This is a genomic window from Fusibacter ferrireducens, assembly GCF_015352425.1.
Lineage (GTDB): Bacteria > Bacillota > Clostridia > Peptostreptococcales > Acidaminobacteraceae > Fusibacter_A > Fusibacter_A ferrireducens.
In genome coordinates this window covers 590815-610575 of record NZ_JADKNH010000001.1, presented here as the reverse complement: position 1 = coordinate 610575, position 19761 = coordinate 590815, and the positions used below count along the sequence as shown (strand labels likewise).

General features: G+C 39.0%; 16 protein-coding genes. 15 read left to right on the top strand and 1 reads right to left on the bottom strand.

The features are described from left to right. The first annotated feature begins 41 nt into the window (after positions 1-41). The 7 genes from ISU02_RS02910 to ISU02_RS02880 all read left to right on the top strand — a co-directional run bounded on the left by ISU02_RS02910 (position 42) and on the right by ISU02_RS02880 (position 11281). Complete coding sequence (locus ISU02_RS02910) at positions 42-2789, top strand: HAMP domain-containing protein (RefSeq protein WP_194700271.1); 2748 nt, start codon at positions 42-44, stop codon at positions 2787-2789. An 18-nt stretch (positions 2790-2807) separates the two neighbouring features. After that, positions 2808-4340: an MORN repeat-containing protein gene (locus ISU02_RS02905; RefSeq protein ID WP_194700270.1), complete on the top strand. Its 1533-nt coding sequence runs from the start codon at positions 2808-2810 to the stop codon at positions 4338-4340. Position 4341: 1 nt separating this feature from the next. Continuing rightward, positions 4342-6360 carry a TolC family protein gene (locus tag ISU02_RS02900; protein ID WP_194700269.1) on the top strand — a complete coding sequence of 673 codons (2019 nt, stop codon included), beginning with the start codon at positions 4342-4344 and terminating at the stop codon, positions 6358-6360. A gap of 11 nt (positions 6361-6371) precedes the next feature. Then, complete coding sequence (locus tag ISU02_RS02895; protein ID WP_194700268.1) at positions 6372-9455, top strand: stalk domain-containing protein; 3084 nt, start codon at positions 6372-6374, stop codon at positions 9453-9455. A gap of 102 nt (positions 9456-9557) precedes the next feature. Continuing rightward, positions 9558-10154, top strand: coding sequence for a DUF4255 domain-containing protein (locus ISU02_RS02890; protein ID WP_194700267.1), 597 nt, complete (start codon positions 9558-9560; stop codon positions 10152-10154). Then, positions 10132-10884 carry a hypothetical protein gene (locus ISU02_RS02885; RefSeq protein WP_194700266.1) on the top strand — a complete coding sequence of 251 codons (753 nt, stop codon included), beginning with the start codon at positions 10132-10134 and terminating at the stop codon, positions 10882-10884. Before ISU02_RS02890 ends, ISU02_RS02885 begins: the two co-directional genes overlap by 23 nt. Positions 10885-10894: 10 nt before the next feature. Next, on the top strand, positions 10895-11281 hold the full coding sequence (locus ISU02_RS02880; RefSeq protein ID WP_194700265.1) for a DUF4280 domain-containing protein: 387 nt from the start codon (positions 10895-10897) through the stop codon (positions 11279-11281). Between the two features lie 49 nt (positions 11282-11330). Here the strand turns inward: ISU02_RS02880 and ISU02_RS23830 are convergent, their stop codons facing one another. Continuing rightward, positions 11331-13451 carry an ATP-binding protein gene (locus tag ISU02_RS23830; RefSeq protein WP_194700264.1) on the bottom strand — a complete coding sequence of 707 codons (2121 nt, stop codon included), beginning with the start codon at positions 13449-13451 and terminating at the stop codon, positions 11331-11333. An 88-nt stretch (positions 13452-13539) separates the two neighbouring features. Between ISU02_RS23830 and ISU02_RS02870 the strand changes: the two genes are divergently transcribed. From ISU02_RS02870 to ISU02_RS02840, 8 genes are all read left to right on the top strand, one after another. Then, the gene (locus ISU02_RS02870; protein ID WP_194700263.1) at positions 13540-14388 is read left to right on the top strand and encodes a hypothetical protein; all 849 of its coding nucleotides are present in this window, start codon (positions 13540-13542) and stop codon (positions 14386-14388) included. A gap of 30 nt (positions 14389-14418) precedes the next feature. Then, on the top strand, positions 14419-15771 hold the full coding sequence (locus ISU02_RS02865) for a hypothetical protein (protein ID WP_194700262.1): 1353 nt from the start codon (positions 14419-14421) through the stop codon (positions 15769-15771). Positions 15772-15802: 31 nt separating this feature from the next. Continuing rightward, complete coding sequence (locus tag ISU02_RS02860) at positions 15803-16312, top strand: hypothetical protein (protein ID WP_194700261.1); 510 nt, start codon at positions 15803-15805, stop codon at positions 16310-16312. Between the two features lie 55 nt (positions 16313-16367). Continuing rightward, positions 16368-18083, top strand: a complete 1716-nt coding sequence (locus ISU02_RS02855; RefSeq protein WP_194700260.1) for a phage tail sheath family protein — start codon at positions 16368-16370, stop codon at positions 18081-18083. Between the two features lie 68 nt (positions 18084-18151). Then, complete coding sequence (locus ISU02_RS02850) at positions 18152-18583, top strand: phage tail protein (protein WP_069873645.1); 432 nt, start codon at positions 18152-18154, stop codon at positions 18581-18583. Between the two features lie 33 nt (positions 18584-18616). After that, a complete protein-coding gene (locus ISU02_RS02845; protein ID WP_194700259.1) occupies positions 18617-18988 on the top strand; it encodes a phage tail assembly protein in 372 nt (123 codons plus the stop codon). Next, positions 18985-19167: a DUF6760 family protein gene (locus ISU02_RS24235; protein WP_323985005.1), complete on the top strand. Its 183-nt coding sequence runs from the start codon at positions 18985-18987 to the stop codon at positions 19165-19167. Before ISU02_RS02845 ends, ISU02_RS24235 begins: the two co-directional genes overlap by 4 nt. 67 nt (positions 19168-19234) lie before the next feature. Beyond that, the gene (locus ISU02_RS02840; RefSeq protein ID WP_194700258.1) at positions 19235-19663 is read left to right on the top strand and encodes a phage tail protein; all 429 of its coding nucleotides are present in this window, start codon (positions 19235-19237) and stop codon (positions 19661-19663) included. The last annotated feature ends 98 nt before the right edge of the window (positions 19664-19761 follow it).

Genomic DNA, 19761 nt, shown 5'->3' with positions numbered 1-19761 from the left:
TTAAGTTCTAAATATCTACTTTTAGAAGGGGAGCGCACAACATGAGAAAAATTATAGTTTTAGTCTTATTGACTGTTTTGTTGAGTGGTTTTTTTACATATTTATTAGAAAATTTGGATCTTGAATACGTTATTGATGTTTTAGCAGCACCTGAGGATCAAATGGTGATCCTTCAAAAACAAACATCTGAGAGCATGATAGAAACCTTCATTAACGCTCTCAAACCAACCTATAACCTTATTCACATTTCTAAAGAAGGTCAAATTCTAAAAACCTATCCGCTGCCAAAAGATGCTCCATCCACCTTTTCAGATTATGATAATTTGAGTATGGATGATGACGGCAATCTCTATCTGCATAGATCAATAAAAAATGCAGATAATTATTATGTCTTTTCTGAAGAAATCATTAAAATTGCTCCTGATAGTTTGCAATCTCAAACAATTTATAAGGTTGATTATCAAGCCGTGGGCGCCGTAGAATACGCATTGATCAACAAAGCTTACTTAGTAGATCATCACCTATTTGTGATTCAAAAAAAAGCAGATGACTTGTCACGTGTGATCATCACTCAAATCAATATTTACAATGAATCAATCCATGTGATTAAGGATTTGAAGTTCGATCCAACGCTATATGTCAAAGACATTTTGTATTTGACAAATGGAAGGATTATTTTTTCAACGGTCAAGGGCACACTCTACCAATACTATGATGAAAACTTCGAAGTGCTCAAGTACGATACAATGCCAGAGCTGGTTCAGGTATCTAGGCTCAATTCTTACGATCATTCTACATTTGCCTTTATGAATGAGTTGACGGGCAATATTGTGAAAATGGATACGGATCAAAAGCGTTATGATGTCATTAGAACATCTATGACTGATATCAGTAAAATAGATAAGTTAAAGTACAAAGACGCCAATTTAGTAACTCTTAAAGACGCAAAAAGCATCTCCGGAAATATACGCCTTAACAATGCTGGCAAACGTTTTGTGTTTATAGATAGAGAAGGGTCTGTCATTGTGATGAACGATGTCGAATACAGTCGTTCGCATAATATGCGCACTTTTATTAAACATTTCTTCGTGATTGGACTATTTGCCTTGGCAATAGGTTTTATGATATATGCCTATGAAAAGAGCAGAGGTTCGCTTGTTATTAAGTTTCTAACGATTTTGTTGCCGTTAGTGCTTCTCATTCCAGTGATTTCACTTACAGTGAGTTTCGGCTATTTCACAAATTTAGCAAAAAATGACTTGTTTGCTGAATTGTTTAATTTTTCAAGAGAACGCGCTTCTAAAATATCTGCGGATCATTTATTGGCCATTGATGGTCTTGAAGATTATGCAAACCTTGAATACAATATTTTAACCCAAGAAAGAGCTGTAAGTGCAGACGAGTTTACGAATCTCAATTTGAAAACTTATGATCGTTGGTACTATTCGGTCATTTATAAGTATGAAGGCGACAAAATACACGTGGTTACAGGTGATGGCATTGAATTTTGGGCAACCACCCAATACCTCTATGGCGAACGTTCCAATCAAGCCTATGTCAAAGCAGTCACTGAAAATAGAACCATTTTATCCGATAATTCAGATGTCTCTGGTGAGTGGGTATTTGCGGTGACACCTATTAGAACTACAGAAGGACAGGTTATAGGTTTGCTAGAAGTGGGCACTGGTAAAAAAAGCTATACCTATCATATCCAAGGTTACTATGGCCGACTGGTCACCTTAAATCTTATAATTGTAAGTTTTATATTATTACTTATGTCGATTGTCATCTACCGCATGATATTGCCGCTTCGAAATTTAAACGACTCCGTTGACGAAATTAGCGGCGGCAACTGGGGCGTTACGGTTCCTGTACACACTCATGATGAGATCGGCGAACTGTCGGGCATGTTCAATAAAATGTCCTTGTTTATAAAAGATTATATTTCAGAACTTACTAAAATGAATGCCATTTACTTTAAATTCATTCCGCTTAAGTTCTTTGAGCTCCTTGATAAAAAGAGCATTACAGAAGTGGAACTGGGCAATTACTCCAAGCAAGAGATGACGGTGGTCTACATCAATACTGCCAATTACTTTGAACTCGTGCGCGGTAAAAATTCTAAAGAGCAATTGGATATATTGAATAAGCTCTTTGAAGAATATGCCAAAAGTATACACGCTCAAAATGGGCTAGTAGGGGAATTTAGAAATGCAGGGGTGCTGGCTTTATTTACTAAAGAAGAAGAGGCTATGTCAACAGCAGCTATGATTATGCAACATATTGGGGCGTTTGATCTGCCAGTAAAAACAAATATCAGCATTCATTTGGGAGAAATTCTTTTAGGCATCGTGGGAGATGAGAATCGCTTGACAACTTCCGTCATAAGCGAATGTGTTAATGAAGTGACAGAGATGAACAAGATTGCCACTAAATTTGATACAGGCGTCCTTTTAAGTGATGCAATGGTTTCCAAAATGAATGAGCATAAAGATATGATTAGATATATCGGTCAATTGGAAGATGCTCAGTCTCATAAAATGATCAAATTGCATGAGTGGTTAGAGACTTTGCCTATTTCCACACAAAAGGATTATATAAAGACAAAGACTGCATTTGAATCTGCTTTGCATTCTTATGAACTTGAACATTATGATGCGTCCAAGAGAGATTTTATAAGCGTTATAAAATCAAATCGACGTGATCTCGTTTCTAAAGAATATCTATTTAAATGTGAAAATTTAGCACTTGATCCAAATAATTTTGAAAAGCCACTTGGAAGATACTAACCTATAGAGGTGAGTTTGATGGGCAATTTGATTAAATATATGTTCAAAACTGCAAAGACTGCATTTTTAAGACCGCTTAAATTGCTTAAGCGAAAACTGAAAAAAAGTATATTTCTCAAAAGCAAAGTAGGGAAAGTCATTAAAACCTCTGTAAAAGATACCATAGGGGTTTTAAAGCGTGCACCGGAACAGAAATCAGACTATGTGCTCATTGGCAACAAATACTATGCCAAGAGATTGCTCATTGTATCCATCGTCTTATTTTCAGTGCTTATTGCCCTTAGTCAAACCGTGATCATCCCCTTCTTAAGGGGACGTCTTTACACGCCAACGCTCATGCTTGCAGATCCGCTTTTGGAAACGTATACAGGTAAAGTCAAACTGGTTAGCCGCAGTGGTGTCCTGGTCTATGAAGGTCGATTGGCAAACGGCAAATGCCAAGACAGTGGCATCCAATACGATGATCTAGGCAATTTGGTCTATAGAGGTCAATTTACAGATGATCTCTATTCCGGAGAAGGCGCATTGTACGCCCAAAATGGAGATATGATCTACAAAGGACAATTTGAAAACAATACTTTTAATGGCATTGGTACCTTACACCAAAGCAATCGATCCATACTCTATGAAGGGACCTTTGAAAATGGCCTTTTTTCGGGATCGGGCAAGCTTTACAACGATAAAGATCAGTTAATTTATGCAGGTGCTTTTTCACAAGGCCTTCAAAATGGCTATGGCGTATCTTATTTTGACAGCGGCATGGTGCAATACACTGGAAATTTCTTAAATGGCAAGTATCATGGTGAAGGTACTTTAATGACTCTGGATGGCTTAAAACTTTATAGTGGCCAATTTGCTGGTGGCGCCTTCGAAGGCACTGGCAAATTGTTTTTTAGTAATGGGCAAAGGGCTTACGAAGGCAACTTTTCAAGCGACCAATACGATGGTTTTGGACAACAGTACTCAGAAAAAGGCAAATTGATCTATAGAGGCGATTTTGCATTGGGATATTATTCAGGTGAAGGCAAGCAATATGATACCGTTCAAGATAACTTAGTCTATGACGGCACCTTTGATAAGAGTTTATTCAACGGTATGGGCACTTATTACATTCAAAATGAAAAAATATATACAGGTGAATGGTTAGCAGGTGACGCCGCATTGGAAGGCTTACTTGGACTCAGTAGTTCAGATGTGAGACAACATTTTTTAGAGTCTGGAGAAGTCATACAGTTAGAAAATTATTATGTACTTTCATATCCCAAGGCACAATGTGACTTCTACTTTAGTTATCCCACGGATGTAACAGAACCCATACTTTACAAGATAGTGGTTAAAGCATTTAACCTTACACAAAAATGGCACAAAGGCATGAGCCTTGACGATGTGAAATCCAATTTTGATCACTTTACAGCTTCTGCTCAAAATATCGATGGTCATACTTACTTTGTTTTACAGGTTTCTCAATCCAATGCACAGATCCATTTCTATTTTGATTTTAACACACTTGAATTAATCTATTATGAATATGAAACCCCTGTTGGAGGTTGATATGCTTTTCAAAAAAATTTTAATTCTGGTTCTGGTCATAACACTTTTGATGCCTCAATTCGTCATGGATTATACGAGTAAATCCATGGACATGAAAGCGGCTATTTCGCTTGCACAACAAAATAGCGATGCCATTAATTTGGTCAAGCTTGACCTCATCAAGAAAGGTGTTGAAAGGAGACAAGCGGTTGAAGGCCTACAAGACATAAGAGAAAAAGAAACCACGGTTAGATTTTCATTGCTCTTCGATATTTCTTTTCCTGAAAAGCACGCCATGCCAAAAGAAATCGAACTCATTATGAAATTGCCTAAAATAGACAATGATATCCAAAAATTAAATCATCAATATCAATTTGAAGTACAGAAACTGGAATTTGAAGTGAAGAGTGCTTTTTTAAATATCTTAGAAAAAGAAGCTGTTCAAAAATTTGAAATAGACAAGCAGAAGGATTTAGAGACGACTTATCAGCGATTATTTAAAAGCTATTTAGCTGGAAAGACAAAGAAGGAGGATCTAGATTTAATCAAGGCGTCACTGGATAAATCCAAGGACACATTAACTAAGGCAACTCTTGACTTTGAAACTTCAAAGGAAAAGTTCTCAAAAATCATTGGCATAGATGTCACAAGAGGCTATACCTTTAAAAAAGAACTCATTGAAGTCCCTTTGACAAGAGCGGATTTAGACAATTTAATTCAATTTGGACTCTCCAAAGATTATCAAGTTTACGTGGCAACACAAGATAGAAAACTTTCTGAAAAGGAAGTCCGTGAAGTCTATGATATTTATAAAAATTACTATGGTTCCAAAGTGAATATCCTTTCATCTGAACTGAACAAATCTAAAATTGACTATGCCGCTCTTTTCCAAAAATACGAACAAATGCTTCAGAATATTGACGCAAAATGGCAAAAGGTTTATGTGATTAATCTTCTGTTTTTCAAGATTAAAATACCCATGAGATGGTTTCAAGGTGAGTACACCGCACTCAGATACTTTGAAAATGAAAAATACCCTTTAATTGTTGCGTTAGGGGAGAGAGATAAAAAACGCGTGGCAGAGTCCGCTATGATTGCTTTGACAACTCAGAAAATTAAAGACAGTTATGATGCGGTTAAGCAAATGGATTTAGTGATCCAACAAAGTGCTGAAACCATTGCGCTTGCAACTGCCAGTTATGATCAACTCAAAAAAGACAACCTTGCAGGCCTAGTGGCGTTTGCAGAGGTACAACAAGCAAAAGACACCTTAAAAGAACTTGAATTGGCACAATTTTTATCGAGAATATCGCTGTCAAAATTTATCGCTGCACTGGATTTCAACACGTCTGGTGGTGTGGCTGACCTCGTAAGCAGTGCTGATTTTGCCACTGGCAACTACGATTCTGGTGTATCCAATGTGGAACATGCCAGTGGTGGGAGCGACCCGATATGGTACATTGAAACCCCATTTACCAGTCTTAAATTTATATTTGGCGTCAACGTTTCCACCGATCTACAGGTGACACATTATAGACTGTTTGATGCAAATGGATTGCCAGTAGGCGGCATGACGCCTATATCTGAAACGATTGAACATCTGCCGTTGACCTTCGAGTCTTCTTCAGAGTTGTCTGTTGTCTTATATACCAAAGATCTGCCTAAATACAGAGCTAAAATTGAAGGCGAAGGTTACCAAGGGGTTTTAAAATTAGAATCCATTGAAACCCATCCAAAAGATTTAAAATCGCCTATTGGCACTTTTCAGTTGATTCAATTAGATCTTCTCAGAAGCAGTCTCACGATAAAGATTGATGATCAAGTTGGATACGATCATTTTAGAGTCGTTAATGCTGATGGTACTGAACTCCATGGAGCGATTGAAAAAGGTGCGGCTCTAGAGGATTTGACACTGGTGCTTACAGATGTCACTCAGTATCAAGTTGAACTTTTACTCGGCGAAGAAAGTGTCGTCCAATTAAAGCTTGTCCCAGAAACCACACCGGTTCAGCAAGGTGTTTTAATCACAATTGAAAAATAGAGGGTGATCAGATGAAAAAAAACAAATTTCTACTGACTTTATTAGTCTTAATGTTGGTGTTCAATATGAGTTTTGCAGAACCTAGACCGGATGCAAAGGATTTTCCAACGCGTTCCATAATCATCGGTGCCTATGTGATTGATTATAGTGCATTGGACCCTAAAACTATTGCATTAGCTCAAGAGACTGTGGAAAGTTCAGGACAAAAGAAAATCTACTATAAATCGGATTTGACTAGCCAGAAGATATGGGTGGATATAACCAATGGCGAAAGCATCAGCGATATCTCAGATAAATCATCTAACATCATCTCTGATACCGTCATCAACGCATTGCCATTGACGCACTGGATAAAAGTTGACGGCAGTGTTGTCATCTTTGAAACTGGGGAAGTGAAGTCCATAAATGACATGCATACGCTTTTAGATCCCAGAGCAAACGAACTCTTACAAAAATTGACCATCAACTATGATTTGGCAAAAAATCTCTTTGATGCAGATGATGAAGATGCCGTTTCTGAAATGACCAAAAACATTTTAGGCCCTGTATTGCTGCCTTTAAGTCAAGCTACAATTGAAGGATATGACAAACTGCTTGCTTCTTGGGACGATTTATCCGATTATTTAACTGCCAACGGAGGATCAGACACAGCAATCGGTCTCGTATCTGCTGAAAAAGAATCAACTTTTACAAATCGAGAGATCGCTGTGAACAACGCACTTCTTGGGCGTCTTAACAGTGCGGCAGACTCGGCTGTTAAAAATGGCTTAAATGCGCTCAATGCGGATATTTGGGAATCCATCGGTAAAGTAGAATCCAAAATAACAGAACTTCAAGATACCCTTAATACGGATAAGAGTTCTCCTTTGGCAATTTATAGAGCAACTCAGGAACAAAAGCTACAACAGGCTATCATCAACAAAGACTTCAAAACTGCTGAAGATGCCCTTGAAACCATGATTCACGCAGATCATATTTCAGCGGGATTGATACTGGATAAACCCTCCGAATTGAAAATTCTCACAATTACTTTTGGGGAGAGTGTTAAAAGCGTACAGGCAATTGCAAGTGAAGGCAAAGGTGCCCCCTATTATAATGCGTTAAAAAACGGTGAACCTGCGGCAACGCTCAACACGCTTGCTGATGCACAAGCATCTAAATTAAAAGAAGCCCTCTCAGAATTGCAACTGATTGTTACCGATATCATAGCGAGATTAGATCAACCTGAAGCTCAGCAAGAATTACTGAGCCAAGCAATTGAGGCAATATCAAAAGCATTAGAGGCTGTTCCAAAAGAGAGTGATGCCATTAAATCTGCTGCGGCTGAGGCATCTAATACTGGTACTGGTACTGCTTCAGGTGCCACAGCGACCGGTACAGATGTAGATCAAGGCAATGAAAGTGGTGATGGCAGTGATCAGGATGCCTCTGGTACAAGTGCTACAGGAGGAACAGCAGGTGATGTATCCTCAGATGCTTCAAATGACGCATCAGCGGGCACTTCAGATGACACGTCCTCGAATGGCTCTGGTGACGTCACTACAAATGGTTCAGGTGATGCATCTGCAAATGGCACAAACGATACCTCAAAGGATACCTCGGGCAGTACAGCCACTACAACTGGTGCAGGAAGTGATCGCGCTGAAACAGATGGCACAGATTCTACTGAATCAGGAACCACAGATTCAACTAAAACTGGTGACACCATTTCAGGCACTGATACAGCCGATGCTGGTGTCGATGTCAATACAGATGAGGCTTCGCTCGTAAGTGCACAGTCGCCTTCGGATCTGCTTTCAAGCTTAAAAGCGGATTTGGGAGATCAACTCAATGCGAATAAAGCCCTCAACGATCCTGAAACGCAAGAGCAGCTTGAATATCTTGAAACGCTTAATGCCAAAAATGATAATCTGTACAAGACCTATTTAGGCGCTCTTGAGAACAATGATACCGCACTTGCTGACGAAATAAAAGACAACATGGCAGTTTTGGCCAATCAGCAAGATGCTCTTTATGGTTCATTTGCAAGCTTATATCAAGAGGCTCTTGAGAATATTGCAACATTAGAGGCAGAGATAAGCGACAATGAAAAACGCATGGATAAAACAGCAGAAGCCGATTTGAGTACATTAAGTTCAAAAAACAAGGATTTAGAGGCTCAAATAGATGAATTGAGAGAGGCTTTGGCTAAATATACGTTGTTGTTAGATCCTACTGACAAACAACTTCTGGACATGTATGCCGATGCACTAGCCGAAACAAAGGATAGCATTGCCACAGGCGATCCAATTACAATGGACGATGACTTAGAGCATTTATTGACACTGTTTGCAATATTACCAGATACATTGAAATCCGATATGGATATCAATGCATTGACCAGCCTTATAATCAAAGCTTCTAAAGAAGCCTACCTCGCTAATCTAGAAGACCAAGGGGATGCAATTTTAGCACTTACCGCTAAATTAACTCCCGATCAAATGGCAGCACGTCTTGCACTTGCAAATGACACTACAGCAGGCGCAAACACAGCAGGCACAAATACTGGGGCGGATGTAACCGCAAGTGTAGGTACAGCAGATGATGCCACTGGAAGCGTCGCAAGTGGCGACAAGGATACTGGCGCAGAAACAGACGTAACTGCAACAACTGGTACAGAGGCTACTGGTACGAAAGGTGGTGCGGGTGAAACAGGCACAATTTCGGGAACTGATCCAGTTACTGTGGCAAATGCCCCTTCAATGATGATCACTCGAAGCGATTCAGGACAGTATATTTTGGTAAGAGTTCCCACACGTGAAATTCAAGGGATCACCTATGTGCCTATTAAAACATTTTACAACCTCTTTGACATTGAAGTTCTATGGCATCCTGAAACTGTAAGCGTCGAGGTCAAGGGCCTTATGCAAACTGAAATTTTCATTGAAAACTCAATGATAGTCCAAAAAGATGACAGTCCTGCTGTTATGGACTATCCTATGAAAATAATAGAAGGTGTCAGCTATGCACCTATTGGCTATTACACAACGGATACAGCTAACTTCATCATGCCAAATATTTCCAAATTGACTTTGATCATCATACCTATTCATTAGAATTGTTATATCTGTCCACTGGAAGAATATTTTTGAACATTTCAATGATTTAAAAGGGTTAACGCTTTTGAAACCTCAATACACCATATAAGGAGGGTATTTATGGGAAAATATACCGTGATCGCTGAAGTATCTCAATCCATATTGGCCTTGCTCCGAAATGAATTGTCGCCGGAACTCATAAAAAAATACGAACAGATTAACCTATGTAATCCAAGCAAGCCAGAGGATGTAAAAGTGGGGATTCATCTCTATGACATCCAAGAAAACAGCGATTTTGTCCAGAGAAATATGATTCAAAAGAGCAATAATGAATTGCAATTTCCACCGCAAAGTTTGACTCTGTATTATTTGATTACCGTTTATTCCACTGCAGATAGACAATCAAAGGCTGTGGATGAACAGCGCATACTCGGTCGTGTTATGCAAATTCTTGGCGATCACCCAAGACTGGAAAACGAAGCGCTTGTGGGCAGCCTTCAAGAAGCAGGAGAAACTTTTGAAATTATTAGAGAGAATATGCCCTATGAAGATAAAATCAAGCTATGGCAGTTTCCAAACACGCCATATCAACTTTCCATGGTTTATAAAGTACAACCTGTGCGGCTTGAATCCACTAAGACTAAACCGATTAAACGTGTTAAAGATGTCTCTATTGAGCTGAAAGGGGAAGACCATGAGCATAAATCATCACGTTGATCTTGTGATCAAATTCATCGATAGCTTTACAGACAAGCCCTTGTTGCACGCATATGATAGGTATTATCTCAACGGATTGCCCATAAAACCAACTAAAAAAATGCTGCCTTATGTGATCTTCACGAACATATTCAATAATCCACATTACAGCAGACAAGATGATCCCGAAAATCCACAAATGATTTGGCAACATCCTTATTATGAACCCATAATACTTAATGTTGCCCCTGATGAAGAACAATTCATACGAGCGATTCCCAATGAAAACTATCCCTTTCCAAATGAACTGACTGCTGTTAAGGGGATCGCCACAAATAGTACTTTAATCGAAATAATACACACGTGTTCAAGAAATCAATTCATACTAAAATCAAATATTGTCGCAAACAAATACGTTGAAATAGCCCAGTCGTACGATTCTGAACTCTCTGAAAGAAAATTCATGTTTTCAGAAGCATATCATGATCAGATCGTCACGCTTAAGCATGATTCTATTGGCATCTACAGTGTTCCTGATTTTACATTTCCCTATACGGAGGTTTGTGAAATTTATGAAATTGTTGAAGCTATTCCAAGGTCAGATGGCAGATTTATAATACCACTTAAAAATTTTAAAAGTACAAATCAGGAAGGAATAGAGCTAAAAATGATTATTCACACGCATTTAAAGCAAAAGTCGACTCTCATTCGTATAAAAAAAGACGTCATAAATGACGTCGGAAAATTCTAGGAGGTTTGAAATGGGAATTGCAGTCTGTGGCGGCGCACTGCTAATGTGTTCATTTGGTGCTGCTCCAAGCTCTCTAATGGTAACACCTAAAAATAAAGTAATGACCAGTATGCCCCTTGCCAATATCATGGACTATATCCCTAATAGCAATATTATGCCCTTTGGCATGTGCATGTCCATGGCCAATCCACAAGTGGCAGCGGCAACCGCAGCAGCGTTGGGGGTTTTGACGCCTCAACCTTGTATGCCAATGACGGTAGCGCCTTGGGCACCGGGTTCGCCAACGGTTTTAATTGCCAATATGCCAGCGCTTAATAATTCATCTAAACTCATGTGTACTTGGGGAGGCGTCATACAAATCACATCACCTGGACAGGCTACCATAATGATTCCATAAGGTGTGCGCTTAAAACAAGTTTCTCAAATGGGCTTTTGGGAAAGCATCATTAAAGATTTAATAAATAAGCATATGCACCAAAATCAGAAGGCAAAACAACTTTACCAGTTTTAGAAATTTCACTGGCAACGCTGAGCAGTAAGTCCTTCATACTTACAGGGCGATCCTGTGATGCCGCTTTAAAAGCCGCATTAATGGCAATGTTTTTTATATTGCCACCAGAGAATTCAAAAGTATTTGCCAAGTATTCCATATCAATGGTCTCTGAAAGTGGTGTTTCCACTGGAAATATCGTCCTCCAAATCTGTCTTCTATATTCTGCCGTTGGAAATGGGAAATGAACCACAAATGAAAATCTTCTAATGAAAGCCTCATCGATATTGCCGAGCAAATTTGTCGTGACGATAGAGATGCCTTCGTAAGATTCTATTTTTTGCAATAGATAACTGGTTTCAACATTTGCATACTTATCATGGGAATCATTGACATCTGTTCTCTTAGAAAAGAGCGCATCGCCTTCATCGAATAATAAGATGGCACCGGAGCGTGCAGCTTCATCAAAGATCATTTTGAGATTTTTTTCGGTTTCACCGATGTATTTGCTGATAATCTGTGATAGATCCACACGGTAAATTTCAAGATTAAGCTCATTGGCAATAACTTGTGCAGCAAGCGTTTTACCCGTTCCAGGAGGCCCTGTAAAGAGTAATCCAAGGCCTGTTCCATAAGTTAGCTTTCTATTGAATCCCCACTTGTTAAAGACAATATGCTTAAATCTAACGTGATCGCAAGCCTCGTTTAAAAGTTTAAATTGCTCTTCAGGAAGGATGATATCTTGCCAAGTGTAGTGAGAGTTAATCAATTGCGCTTTATCTTTTAAATTATGTGAAAGTTGATTGTAGCTCGCTTTATGTAACATCTTACTGTCAATCATATCCATATGCTTCCACAACATTTCATTCGTCGCATCTTGATAAGCCTTTGCAATTTGTTTTGGCGTAAATTTAAACTTATTCGAAAGCTCGCTTAAGTCCACCTGATCGTCCATTTTAAGTTGGCTGCCCATATCATGCCACACGGTTAGTCGTTCTAAAGCATTTGGAATCTCAAGCTCAATCTCTATAATAGAAAATCTATTAAATTCGATTTGATTATACCAAGGGACACTTGATAAGGCAAAACTGATTTTAGCAAATTTACTTAGAGATTCAAGCAATGCTTCTAAAAAAATGGAGGTCGTTTTGTCAGCAGGGGATTCAATAAACACTTCAAAATTTTCAAAGACTACAGTTGCACGATGTAAAATGGCTTCTCGTGTAAATTGGTGTACTTCGGCAATATTTTGGCTCAATTTTTTACAGTCAATGCATAGAATCGTCTGGTCATATTGATCACAAAAATGATGGACGAGCTCATGTTTACCGATACCTTGTGGTCCATGAAGATAGAAAAGGATATTTTGGTTCAGTGTCTCTTCAAAATTGATTTTTACAAATTCATGTAAATTTTGTTCAATTGCATCAAATTGATGCACTGCATTTTGAACATTGGGCATGATGATGGACATAAAGGAATCTGCTATATGATATTGGTTAAAATTGACGACGAAATCTACAATACTCATATCCAATTTCATCGGAACACTTACAAGTGGTGAATACTCATGCTGCGAGAGGCTATTGATCAAAAAGTATTTAAAGAGTTTGCATTGACGGTTTAAAGCCATGCGCTCTTTTAAATAATCACTTGAATTCTTACAATATATCTTTAAAGCGAGTCCCAGCGTAGGGTAAGCTGAATTTAACGTCTCATTGAAAAAACGCACATTTTTTTCGAAAGAAGGGTCCAGTTCAACAGAGACTGACAAATAAATGCAAAAGGTTTCAAACTTTGACAACTTAAATGTTTCTAACAGATGTTCAAGAGGTATAAAAAGAGCAGTGGACAATGTTTCTAAAACGCGCTGATGCATTTGTGCGAAATGCGCCTCTGCTTCGGCATATCTGGCGTTTGCAGAATCCGTATAATGCTTAAGTTGCCACCCAAGTGAAGGTGAGGCATGGTCCTCAATGGTAGCTTCATAATACTCTGCTAATTTTAAGTCCACATATTTGAGTAAGTCTCTATAATATTGTTCCAGTGATTCGTAAGCTTTATACGATGAATCCATAATGCACCTCCGTCATATCGTTTAATGATAGTATAACCAAATTTACAACATTTAACCGTGATCATGATAAATAGAGGATGTGAATACAATGAAAATATACGATGAAATAAGTGCCAAACAAGAACCCTATAAGATCAAAGAGAAAGAATCTAATCTTGAACCTGAATTACCCAAATTCATCAGAGGGCCCACAGACTATAAAATCGGTCAATTTGGACATACCAGAGAAGGTCCTCAAAATCCCAGAGACGTTTTAAAGCAAATTACAATGCGCTCAGAAAGCGGTGAGAAAATCCCCGTTGAGTATGAGAAAACACTTGAATCTCCAAATGCGAGACTCTTTATAGGTCAAGTATCAGAAGATCAAAAAGTAATTCTTTCTACACAAAAGAATGACACGATCAGCCATAGCAATACATACAAACATGCCGAGATTGACTTGCAGAGAGCATCAGCACTTTGTAGGAAAAATTATTCGACATTCACAGAAAATATCGATGAAGCCTTTTGTCATTTTATTTCAGGAACAGATACATCTGACGATTTTATAAAGTATTTAGAACGTGCCTCAAGTATCTCAGAAACTGAAGATATTAGGACCATATTTCCCTTTTTGGGACATGCAAAAGCTGTTCAAAAATTAAACGCACTCTCTTTAGAACGGGAACGTATAAAAAGCAATATAGGTGATAACGCTCTACCAGTTATCCGCGAGGCTATAGCAAGGATCAACAGCCAGATTGATCAATTGAGACAAGAAATCTATGATAATCAATTTAAGAAAGCACAGTTTATGAAGCAACTGGATCAACTGTTCGAATCCAAACAAGAACAAGTAAATTTAACAGATGATGAAAAAAGTGATTATTGGCTATGGGTGATGCTGAAAAGAATTCTAAACATTTTAGAAGAGGAATCCATTTCGGATGTCTCATGAGAAAAATGGTTGTGAAAAGGAGTTGATCATATGTCTGTAGATAGCAATCAGTTGCGAAAAGTGCCTGATGCATCGACTGAAGAAACCACTGAACAACCTGCTGCAGTCCCTAAATCCAAAATGGAATCTTTAAATGAACAGACACGGGCGCGGCATAGTGCGATTTCAGCAGACAGTTTAAAAGGTATTAAAAATATGCACGAGGTCTTCAACGGTTACAAAATCGGTGATGAAGCCACTTTTTTAGCAGATGATCCCAAAGAATCCGAGGTGTTGGATCACACGCAAACAGTTGCCGAAACGGGTGTCACTGCATCAGGCGTCGTTGCATCCTCACTAGAAATGGCTGAAAATGCCCTTGATGGTTGGAGCAATGGCAATGGTATTGCAGGTGCGGCACTGACTTTTATCGGCTATATTAAAAATGCTTATGCCATTATGAAATCAGATGCCTCTGGTAAAGAAAAAGCTGCTGAACTCGGCAAAGAGACTGCTAACGCTGCCTTCGATATGGCTGGCAATATCGTCGATGTTATTGAAGGGTTCGGTGGCACCGTGCTCAAAGGATTCAAAGTCATACCAGGCCTCGGTATGGTCATAGATGCCATTGAAGCGGCAATTGCAGTTTATAAGGTTATTAAAGCAGATCGAGCAAGAGTTAGAATGAATGACAGCCGTCGGCTTTTCAAAGAAAAGTATATGAATAGACCGATTGAGTCCGAGGGAGAAACACAGGGCAAGTCCATGATAAAAAAAGTAGGCCGTTTTAACATACGCAGGCTGTGGAAGAAGACGGATATTACAGTTGATGAAAAAACCATGAAGGCAAGAAGAGATGAACTCAGAGGAAAGGCCAATCTCACGGACTCAGAGAAAGAGGAGTTAAAAGACATCACTAAATTTTTAATTCAAGATCGCTTAAGAAGAGGCAATCGCAATAAAGAAATAAAAGGTGCAGGTACAATTGTTGCCAAGATTGCCGCAATTACAGGCAAAATTGCATCACTTGTGAGTACCTTTGGCGGCAGTTTAGTGGCTGAGAGCATCGCAGGTGGCATAGATTTAGCGCTTGACTCTGCAGATGTGACCTCAACTATTGGAGATGCCGCAGTGGGCGCCTATCAAGGTCGGGGCGGTCGTGATAAAGGCTCTCAATATACGCAATATTTGATGGAAGTCATCGGTGGCTTGCCAAGCACTTATGACACCCCTGAAAATAAATCAGAGTATTCAGAAGCGAAAGACATGGTGGATGCAACAGGTGTGGATTCAGGCAAACTCAACAAAGTTGCAACTCAGGCCAAAACAGCTGCTAGCGATTCTGATAAGAAAAAAGGCAAAGCAAATGCCTACAAAATGTTTATAAAACTCTTTGAAGGCTAAAAAACTCAAGAATAGAAAGGATGGCTGAATAATGGCAATTGACAATGAAACACTCGCACTCCGTAAAATCCAATATTTACACGAAAAATTCGCAGAAATAGAGGTCAAAACCAAAGTTCTTGAAAAAAATCAATTGTTGGATATGTCTACGTTACTCGTTTCAGCTGAAAAGGACTACAAAGGACGAGAACAGCTTGTCAACTTAGCATATCTGTTAGAGCTTTCAGAGGAAGAAACCAATATCATGTTGCTTCAGTTCTTTACAGAATTGCCAATAGAACTGAATGCAACCCAAATCCCTTTAGTTGAGACACTGATCTCATTTATCAATACAAGAATGCCAATTGGTCACTTTGGTGTTCAAAACAGTAAAGTGCATTTTCGTTACGTCATGGTTGATACGAAGGATTCGGTTGACCATGCAATGCAAACTATTGAAACTTTCTTTATGTATGTGGACATCTTAGACATATTTCAAGAGTCCATAGAAAGTGTCATTCTAGGTACTATGACGTTAGATACATTAAAGACAAAATTTTAACAACCAATTTTGAAAGGAGGAACTGGTGTGGTTATAACCATCACCAGGACAAATTATGGCGGAATATTTATCTCCCGGTGTTTACGTGGAAGAATTCGAAAGTGGTCCTCGTCCTATGGAAGGTGTCAGTACTTCAACAGCTGGTTTTGTTGGTATGGCTCAAAGAGGAGCTGTCATAGGCGCTCCAGAACTTGTAACCAATATATCCGATTTTAAGAGAACTTATGGCGGCTATTTACCCGAAAGTGTTTATCATGAACACAGATATTTAGCTTATGCAGTAGAGCAGTTTTTCTTAAATGGTGGCGGCAGAGCTTATATTATGAGAGTGGCGCCAGAAGATGCAAAAGCAGCAGAAATTGAACTCAATGAATGGGTTAAGATCAAAGCTAAAAATCCAGGATTGTGGGGTAACAATATCCGAGTTAAATTGACACCTGCAAGCAAAGCAAAGACACAGATTTTAGAAGTTATTGAAGATGCTATGGGCGGTACTAAATACAAAGTTAAAAGCGCAAATGGCTTCAATGCTGGTGATGTGGTTCTTTTCAGCGATGGAGAGACAAAAGTTGAAAACGTCATAGAAACTTCTGTTGAAGGCGTGTTAACTTTTAAAACACCATTTGAAGGTGACGTTGTGGATACGGGGCTACTTGCAGTGAAAACATTGACCACATGTGAATTTCACATGGAAGTTGGTTTTCAAGATGTTTTAGAAAGCTACGAATTCGTCTCTCTAAATGTTGCTGGATTCAATTATATTGGCAAGAAACTCGCAAAATCCGTTCTCGTCAGTGTTGAAATCTTAAAAAATGAAAGTGCCGAAGCGTCACCTTACATGGCCTTATCTCAAAAAGAAGATGGCTCATTTGTATTTGGGTTATACAATGGTTCAGATGGTGATATTAGTGCTGTAACAGCAGCTGAATACATGGGTACTGATGATGGTCCTGGCAAACGAACAGGCATCCAATCTTTCCTTGAAAATGACAATGTAAGCATTATGGCTGTTCCTGGTAACGTCGATCCTAACGTTCAAATGGCTTTAATTGCACACTGTGAAAACACAAAGAGTCGTTTTGCGGTTTTAGATATTCCTAGAGATGCCGCAAAAGTAGCTGATGTGCTCACGCATAGAGATATGTATGATTCAGATTATGCGGCTATTTATCATCCTTGGCTTGAAGTCTTTGACCCACTGGACAAAAAAAATACTTACTTGCCACCATCAGGTGCAATGATGGGTATTTATGCAAGAACAGATAATTCAAGAGGTGTCTTTAAAGCACCTGCAAACGAAACTGTAAGTGGTGTGGTTGGCCTCAGTACCATTTATGGCAAAGGGGAACAAGACATCCTCAATCCAAAAGGCGTTAACCTCATCAGAATCTTTACAGGTCAAGGTATTAGAGTCTGGGGGGCAAGAACTTTATCTTCCAATTCCATGTGGAAATATATCAACGTTAGAAGACTCTTTATTTTCCTTGAAGAATCTATTCGTGTCAACACCAATTGGGTTGTCTTTGAACCAAATGATGAGGCCCTTTGGAGTAGAGTAAAACGTACGATTGATGTTTTCTTAACGGGTGTATGGCGTACTGGTGCACTGGCTGGAACGACTCCTGGCGAAGCATTTTTCGTGGATATCGGTAGGACGACCATGTCTAAAGATGATATTGATAACGGCAGATTAGTCTGTGTTATCGGTGTTGCACCTGTAAAACCTGCAGAGTTTGTCATCTTTAGAATTACTCAAAAAACAAGTGAATGATCATCCTAATCCCGATTGAGAAAATACACTCAACATCTTTAAATAGCTAATGTAAGGAGGAAAATACAATGGCTGAAAGTAAACATCCATATCGTAATTTTAGATTTAGATTGGAAATAGATGGGCTCGAAGCAGGTGGCTTCAGCGATGTAACCGGTTTTGACGCAACCATGGACGTCATCGAATACAGAGAAGGCGATGATGTGATCACACCGAGAAAATTACCGGGTTTAATTAAATATGGCAATGTCACTCTAAAATGGGGGACTTCAGATTCAATGGTGCTCTACGAGTGGTTAAATGATATCGCTGAAGGTACGGTAGAACGTAAAACAGTGACCATTACTTCTATAGATGAAGCTGGCGACGACGCGGCATCATGGCAATTGATCAATGCATGGCCTGTGAAATACACAGCTCCGGACTTTAATGCAAGTGGATCAGAGGTTGCATTTGAATCCATGGAACTTGCACATGAAGGTTTGACAAGAACTGCATAGAGTCTATAAAAGCAAAGTGAGGAGGTAAATCATATGGCATTCCAAACGGAATTTAACTTCGTACTCCCTAAGGGATTTATTGATCAAGATGGCAACTTGCACCGTGAAGGCGTTATGAGACTGGCAACGGCAGCTGATGAAATCTTACCGATGAAAGATGCGCGCGTTCAACAAAATCCTGGCTATTTGACCATCATTTTATTATCAAGAGTGATCGTCAAACTTGGGGATCTTAGAGCAATTGACACAAAAACAATCGAAAAACTTTTCACGGCAGATTTGGCTTATCTTCAAGATTTATACTCACGTATCAATCAAATGGAGGTGCCAAGCTATGATGCCGTATGTCCAAGCTGTGGTAAAAAATTTGGAGTACATGTTGATTTTTTTCATCAGGAAGGATAGCCCCTTATCCCGTTAAACGATTATACGAAGAAGTGGCTTTTATCGCATACTATTTTCACTGGGATCATGATCAAATAATGCACATGGATCATAGAGAGCGGCGAAAATGGTGTGACGAAATATCCGTGATTCATAAAAAAGTGAACGATGCACCAGAAAATGTATTCGATATTAGATGACTTGAATAAAATTAGATGTGTTGAATAAAGTTGAATGAATCTGATTCAACATCAATGGGTGAGGCTTATGGCAAACAATATTTATGATTATGGTATGAATTGGCTCTTTAAAGTGGAAATTGGCGACATAAAAATGAGTTTTAGCAAAGTATCTGGACTGGATATCGAACTGGAATTTGAGCCCTACAATGAGGGTGGCGTCAATGACTACGTGCTGGAATTTCCAAAAAATAAAAAGAGTGGTCATTTGGTTTTAGAGCGGGGGACTGGCGAAGTCACTAAACTGATCAAATGGTTTCAAGACATCCAAATTGGTAAATTCGTTCGTAAAAATGGCACCATTGAGTTGTGGAATGAAACGGGTGAAACCATTCGTACTTGGCAAATTGAAAACGCTTTGCCAGTAAAATGGTCTGGTCCCAGCCTTGATGCAGTGGGTAAAGAAATAGCTGTTGAAAAAATCGAACTCAAACATCAGGGGCTTAAGGAAAAGTAAGATCGGCAACCTAAAGTAAGATCGGCAATACTCTAATTACAAGATTGTAAGTTACATTCTATAAAATCTAAAGATAAGGGGCGCAATAGCTACTGCCC

What these genes read in the sequence shown, in the direction of transcription:
- ISU02_RS02910 (WP_194700271.1), top strand. Translation starts at nt 42, where the DNA reads ATGAGAAAAATTATAGTTTTAGTCTTATTGACTGTTTTGTTGAGTGGT.
- ISU02_RS02905 (WP_194700270.1), top strand. Translation starts at nt 2,808, where the DNA reads ATGGGCAATTTGATTAAATATATGTTCAAAACTGCAAAGACTGCATTT.
- ISU02_RS02900 (WP_194700269.1), top strand. Translation starts at nt 4,342, where the DNA reads ATGCTTTTCAAAAAAATTTTAATTCTGGTTCTGGTCATAACACTTTTG.
- ISU02_RS02895 (WP_194700268.1), top strand. Translation starts at nt 6,372, where the DNA reads ATGAAAAAAAACAAATTTCTACTGACTTTATTAGTCTTAATGTTGGTG.
- ISU02_RS02890 (WP_194700267.1), top strand. Translation starts at nt 9,558, where the DNA reads ATGGGAAAATATACCGTGATCGCTGAAGTATCTCAATCCATATTGGCC.
- ISU02_RS02885 (WP_194700266.1), top strand. Translation starts at nt 10,132, where the DNA reads ATGAGCATAAATCATCACGTTGATCTTGTGATCAAATTCATCGATAGC.
- ISU02_RS02880 (WP_194700265.1), top strand. Translation starts at nt 10,895, where the DNA reads ATGGGAATTGCAGTCTGTGGCGGCGCACTGCTAATGTGTTCATTTGGT.
- ISU02_RS23830 (WP_194700264.1), bottom strand. Translation starts at nt 13,451, where the DNA reads ATGGATTCATCGTATAAAGCTTACGAATCACTGGAACAATATTATAGA.
- ISU02_RS02870 (WP_194700263.1), top strand. Translation starts at nt 13,540, where the DNA reads ATGAAAATATACGATGAAATAAGTGCCAAACAAGAACCCTATAAGATC.
- ISU02_RS02865 (WP_194700262.1), top strand. Translation starts at nt 14,419, where the DNA reads ATGTCTGTAGATAGCAATCAGTTGCGAAAAGTGCCTGATGCATCGACT.
- ISU02_RS02860 (WP_194700261.1), top strand. Translation starts at nt 15,803, where the DNA reads ATGGCAATTGACAATGAAACACTCGCACTCCGTAAAATCCAATATTTA.
- ISU02_RS02855 (WP_194700260.1), top strand. Translation starts at nt 16,368, where the DNA reads ATGGCGGAATATTTATCTCCCGGTGTTTACGTGGAAGAATTCGAAAGT.
- ISU02_RS02850 (WP_069873645.1), top strand. Translation starts at nt 18,152, where the DNA reads ATGGCTGAAAGTAAACATCCATATCGTAATTTTAGATTTAGATTGGAA.
- ISU02_RS02845 (WP_194700259.1), top strand. Translation starts at nt 18,617, where the DNA reads ATGGCATTCCAAACGGAATTTAACTTCGTACTCCCTAAGGGATTTATT.
- ISU02_RS02840 (WP_194700258.1), top strand. Translation starts at nt 19,235, where the DNA reads ATGGCAAACAATATTTATGATTATGGTATGAATTGGCTCTTTAAAGTG.